4 protein-coding genes and 1 pseudogene are annotated in these 5,200 nt (G+C 69.9%); 4 read left to right on the top strand and 1 reads right to left on the bottom strand.

From position 1 onward, the window contains the following. A pseudogene (locus AOK08_RS30750) lies at positions 1 to 486 on the bottom strand (hypothetical protein); the annotation flags it as partial. Positions 487 to 797: 311 nt separating this feature from the next. On the opposite strand from AOK08_RS30750, the gene AOK08_RS30745 reads away from it, so the two are divergent. From AOK08_RS30745 to AOK08_RS30730, 4 genes are all read left to right on the top strand, one after another. Then, a complete protein-coding gene (locus AOK08_RS30745; RefSeq protein WP_055532151.1) occupies positions 798 to 2,276 on the top strand; it encodes a glycine hydroxymethyltransferase in 1,479 nt (492 codons plus the stop codon). Between the two features lie 159 nt (positions 2,277 to 2,435). After that, positions 2,436 to 3,449 carry a tryptophan--tRNA ligase gene (gene trpS / locus AOK08_RS30740; protein WP_055532149.1) on the top strand — a complete coding sequence of 338 codons (1,014 nt, stop codon included), beginning with the start codon at positions 2,436 to 2,438 and terminating at the stop codon, positions 3,447 to 3,449. A gap of 215 nt (positions 3,450 to 3,664) precedes the next feature. Next, on the top strand, positions 3,665 to 4,243 hold the full coding sequence (locus AOK08_RS30735) for a 2'-5' RNA ligase family protein (RefSeq protein ID WP_055532147.1): 579 nt from the start codon (positions 3,665 to 3,667) through the stop codon (positions 4,241 to 4,243). Positions 4,244 to 4,292: 49 nt separating this feature from the next. Then, positions 4,293 to 5,162, top strand: coding sequence for a YihY/virulence factor BrkB family protein (locus AOK08_RS30730; RefSeq protein WP_055532153.1), 870 nt, complete (start codon positions 4,293 to 4,295; stop codon positions 5,160 to 5,162). Positions 5,163 to 5,200 lie beyond the last annotated feature (38 nt).

Here is a 5,200-nt window from a genome sequence, read left to right as displayed (position 1 = left end):
CACGCGCACCGCCGTCGCGAGCATCGCGTACCGGAGCGCGTCCGACCCCGCCCGCTCGCCCTCCGTACCCGAGGCCAGCCCCAGCATCCCCAGCCCGGCGCACACCACCCCGACCGCCGCCCACTCCATCCCGCGCAGCCGGACCCGCAGCAGTCGGGCGGCGACCACGGCGGTGACGGCGAGGCTCGCGGCCAGCGCCGCGCTGACGGCGTAGATCGGCAGGGAGCGCAGCGCCGCGATCTGGAAGAGGAAGCCGAGCCCGTCCAGGGCCAGCCCGGCGATGTACCGCCACTGCCCGAGCGCCCGCAGCAGCAACGCCGCCGGCCCGCCACCCGTACCAATGCCCCCGGACGGCCCGGACCGGTCAGACCGGTCGGACAGTCCAGACCGGTCCGACGGTTCGGTGGCGGCCGCCGCGCGTGCGGCCATCGCCTGCAACACCGTCGCCGTACCGAAACAGACCGCCGCGCCGAGCGCGCACACCATTCCAAAGAGCACAACCGGACTCTAGGCGCCGGGTGATTCCCGCAACGCCCCACGTCCGTGCGGCGGACGTCGTTCGCATGGTGGTTCGCATGGTGGACAGGGCGGTTCGGCCCTCCGGCCTGCCCGGTAGGCTGACCGGCGGGCCGTGACTGGCGCGCTGGGATGGGACCGACCATCGGGAAGCGGCCCCAGGACTTGTCACGACCGTCGTCCGTCCGTACGTCGGACGTCGGACGTCGTCAGGGTCCGTGAGTGAGTGCCGTGCGCCTGGGCCGAGTCGTGAACGCCGAACGCCACGTCCGGAGGTCCCCATGTCACCCGATTCCCGCTCCACCGATTCCGTCTCCAACGAATCGCTCTCCCCCGAATCCACCGCCTTCCGCAGCGCCCTCGACGTGATCCGCGCGGTCGAGCCCCGGGTCGCCGACGCCATCGGCCAGGAGGTCGCCGACCAGCGCGAGATGCTCAAGCTGATCGCCTCCGAGAACTACGCCTCCCCGGCCACGCTGCTGGCCATGGGCAACTGGTTCAGCGACAAGTACGCCGAGGGCACCATCGGCCGCCGCTTCTACGCCGGCTGCCGCAACGTCGACACCGTCGAATCCCTCGCCGCCGAGCACGCCCGCGAACTCTTCGGCGCCCGGCACGCCTACGTCCAGCCGCACTCCGGCATCGACGCCAACCTCGTCGCCTTCTGGTCCGTGCTGGCCGACCGGGTCGAGGTCCCCTTCCTGGAGAAGGCGGGCGCCCGCCAGGTCAACGACCTCTCCGACGCCGACTGGGCCGAGCTGCGCCAGGCCTTCGGCAACCAGCGCATGCTCGGCATGTCCCTGGACGCGGGCGGCCACCTCACCCACGGCTTCCGCCCGAACATCTCCGGCAAGATGTTCGACCAGCGGTCGTACGGCACGGACCCGGCGACCGGCCTGATCGACTACGAGGCCCTCCGCGCCACGGCCCGTGACTTCAAGCCGCTGATCATCGTCGCGGGCTACTCCGCCTACCCCCGGCTGGTGAACTTCCGGATCATGCGCGAGATCGCCGACGAGGTCGGCGCGACGCTCATGGTCGACATGGCGCACTTCGCCGGTCTGGTCGCGGGCAAGGTCCTCACCGGCGACTTCGACCCGGTCCCGCACGCCCAGATCGTCACCACGACCACGCACAAGTCGCTGCGCGGCCCGCGCGGTGGCATGGTCCTGTGCGACGACTCGCTCAAGGACCAGGTCGACCGGGGCTGCCCGATGGTCCTCGGCGGTCCCCTCCCGCACGTCATGGCCGCCAAGGCCGTCGCCTTCGCCGAGGCCAGGCGGCCCGCCTTCCAGGACTACGCCCAGCGCATCGTCGACAACGCCCGCGCGCTCGCCGAGGGCCTGATGAGCCGGGGCGCCACCCTGGTCACCGGCGGCACCGACAACCACCTCAACCTGATCGACGTCGCCTCCTCCTACGGCCTCACCGGCCGCCAGGCCGAGACCGCGCTCCTCGACTCGGGCATCGTCACCAACCGCAACGCCATCCCGGCCGACCCGAACGGCGCCTGGTACACGTCGGGCATCCGCATCGGCACGCCCGCGCTGACGACACGGGGTCTGGGTACGGCGGAGATGGACGAGGTGGCCGGCCTGATCGACCGAGTCCTCACCACCGCCGAGCCCGGCACGACGAAGTCGGGCGCCGCGTCGAAGGCCTCACACGTCCTGGACGAGAAGGTCGCGCGGGAGATCTCCCAGAGGGCGACGGACCTGGTGGCGGGCTTCCCCCTGTACCCGGAAATCGACCTGGGCTGATGTTGTCCTCCTGATGTTCTTTCAAGGAGCGCGGGGCCGCATCTGTTCGCGGCCCCGCCGCGGGGCGCGAGCAGCCCCACGGGCCCGCGGTCCCCGCGTACCGAAACCACCCCCACGCCCCGGGCAATCTCACCCTCACCCTCTGAGACAATGGGAAACATGGCCTCTGACCGACCTCGCGTGCTCTCCGGAATCCAGCCCACCGCAGGCTCGTTCCACCTCGGCAACTACCTCGGCGCCGTGCGCCAGTGGGTCGCCCTCCAGGAGACCCACGACGCGTTCTACATGGTCGTAGACCTGCACGCGATCACGGTCCCGCAGGACCCGAAGGAGCTGACGGCCAACACCCGGCTGGCAGCCGCCCAGCTCCTCGCGGCCGGCCTCGACCCAGACCGCTGCACGCTGTTCGTCCAGAGCCATGTCCCCGAGCACGCCCAGCTCGCCTGGATCATGAACTGCCTCACCGGCATGGGCGAGGCGTCCCGTATGACCCAGTTCAAGGACAAGTCCGCCAAGCAGGGTGCCGACCGGGCGAGCGTCGGGCTGTTCACGTACCCGATCCTCCAGGTCGCCGACATCCTGCTCTACCAGGCGCACGAGGTGCCGGTCGGCGAGGACCAGCGCCAGCACATCGAGCTGACCCGGGACCTCGCCGAGCGCTTCAACGGCCGCTTCGGCGAGACGTTCACGATCCCGAAGCCGTACATCCTGAAGGAGACGGCGAAGATCTACGACCTTCAGGACCCGTCGATCAAGATGAGCAAGTCGGCGTCCACGCCCAAGGGCCTCATCAACCTTCTCGACGACCCGAAGGCCACCGCCAAGAAGGTCAGGAGCGCGGTCACGGACACGGACACCGTGATCCGCTTCGACCAGCAGGAGAAGCCCGGCATCAGCAACCTGCTCGGCATCTACTCGACGCTCACCGGCACGGACATCGCCGAACTCGAACGGATGTACGAGGGTCAGGGTTATGGCGCGCTCAAGGTGGCCCTCGCCGATGTCGTCGTCGACTTCGTGACGCCGTTCCGGGAGCGCACCCAGCAGTATCTGGACGACCCGGAGACGCTCGACTCGATCCTCGCCAAGGGCGCGGAGAAGGCACGGGCCGTCGCCGCCGAGACCCTCGCCCAGGCCTACGAGCGAGTCGGCTTCCTGCCCGCGAAGCACTGACGCGGCGCTGAGCGGCAGCACGGGGTACCAGTACGACCGTACGGCGCGCAACTCGGCGCGAGAGCGCTGCACATCACTACGGTTGCGCCTGCCCGTGGACCCGCCATGGCCGTACAGTCGATAGCCGACCGGTACGAGCAACAGCCCATATGACGCCCATATGAGCGATAAGGGCACGACCAACACCGACGTGAAGACGACGAACAGGAGACGACGTGGGGACCGTAACGATCGGTGTGTCGATCTCGGTCCCGGAGCCACACGGCAGCCTGCTCCAGGAGCGGCGTGCGGGCTTCGGTGACGCCGCCGCACACGGTATCCCCACCCATGTCACCCTGTTGCCGCCCACGGAGGTCGACGCCGAGGCGCTGCCCGCCATCGAGGCGCACCTCGTGGAGGTGGCCTCCGCGGGCCGCCCGTTCCCGATGCGGCTCTGCGGGACGGGAACCTTCCGGCCGGTGTCACCCGTCGTGTACGTCAAGATCGTCGAGGGCGCGGAGGCCTGCACCCGGTTGCAGAAGCAGGTCCGTGACGCCTCCGGGCCGGTGGCGCGCGTACTGCAGTTCCCGTACCACCCGCATGTGACGGTCGCGCACAGCATCGACGAGGAGTCGATGGACCGCGCCTTCGAGGCACTCGCCGACTACGAGGCCGACTGGCCCTGCACCGGGTTCGCGCTCTACCAGCAGGGCGCCGACGCGGTGTGGCGCAAGCTGCGCGAGTACACCTTCGGCGCGGCCATGGTGCCGCCGCAGGCGACGCATGTGGAGCACGGCCCGCTTCCCGCCAGGTAGAACCACGCGATACCAGCACCATCGCACCCTCTAGGTGTACAAGGTCACCATGGACTGGCTGAAGAGGCTTCCCGGGGTCGGACCGATCGTCGTCCGGCTGATGACCACGCACGCATGGCGGTCGTACGAGCGTCTCGACCGGGTGAAGTGGTCGCGGCTCGCGGCGGCGATGACCTTCATCAGCTTCGTGGCGCTGTTCCCGCTGCTCACCGTGGCCGCCGCGATCGCCGCCGCCACACTCAGCACCGGGCGGCAGCACGAGCTCCAGAAGAAGCTCGCCGAGCAGGTGCCCGGCATCTCCGAGAAGCTGGACATCGACGGCCTGGTCCAGAACGCCGGCACGATCGGGGTGATCGCCGGTGCGGTGCTGCTGGTCACCGGGATCGGGTGGGTCGGCTCGATGCGGGAGTGTCTGCGGGCGGTGTGGGAATTGCCGGACGACGACGGGAACCCCGTCCTGCGCAAGGTCAAGGACACCGGGGTGCTGGTCGGGCTCGGTGGTGCGGTTCTCGTCACGATCGCCGTGTCCGCCGTCGCCTCGGCGGCGATCGGGTGGGCGGCCCGGGGGCTCGGCATCGACGAGGGGAGTCCGGGGGCGATTCTGCTCCGGCTCGCCGCGTTCGCCGTCGCGATGCTGGCCGACTTCCTGGTGCTGCTGTACGTCCTGACCCTGCTGCCCGGTACGGAACCGCCCCGGCGGCGGCTGGTCGTCGCCGGGTTGATCGGCGCGGCCGGGTTCGAGCTGTTGAAGCTGCTGCTCAGCGGCTATATGCAGGGCGTTGCCGGGAGGAGCATGTACGGGGCGTTCGGGGTGCCTGTGGCGCTGTTGCTGTGGATCAACTTCACGTCGAAGCTGGTGTTGTTCTGCGCGGCGTGGACGGCGACGGAGTCGCTGCGCGGGCCCGGGGGCGTCGACTGATCCTGCGTTTCGATGTCAGCGTCGGTCAGCCCCAGCTC

This window comes from Streptomyces graminilatus (genome assembly GCF_001418565.1).
In the GTDB taxonomy this organism is placed as follows: Bacteria; Actinomycetota; Actinomycetes; order Streptomycetales; family Streptomycetaceae; genus Streptomyces; species Streptomyces graminilatus.
This window is presented reverse-complemented; position numbering and strand designations above follow the sequence as displayed.

Excerpts from the sequence above, each read along its gene's own strand:
- AOK08_RS30745 (WP_055532151.1), top strand. The coding sequence starts at position 798 with ATGTCACCCGATTCCCGCTCCACCGATTCCGTCTCCAACGAATCGCTC.
- trpS (WP_055532149.1), top strand. The coding sequence starts at position 2,436 with ATGGCCTCTGACCGACCTCGCGTGCTCTCCGGAATCCAGCCCACCGCA.
- AOK08_RS30730 (WP_055532153.1), top strand. The coding sequence starts at position 4,293 with ATGGACTGGCTGAAGAGGCTTCCCGGGGTCGGACCGATCGTCGTCCGG.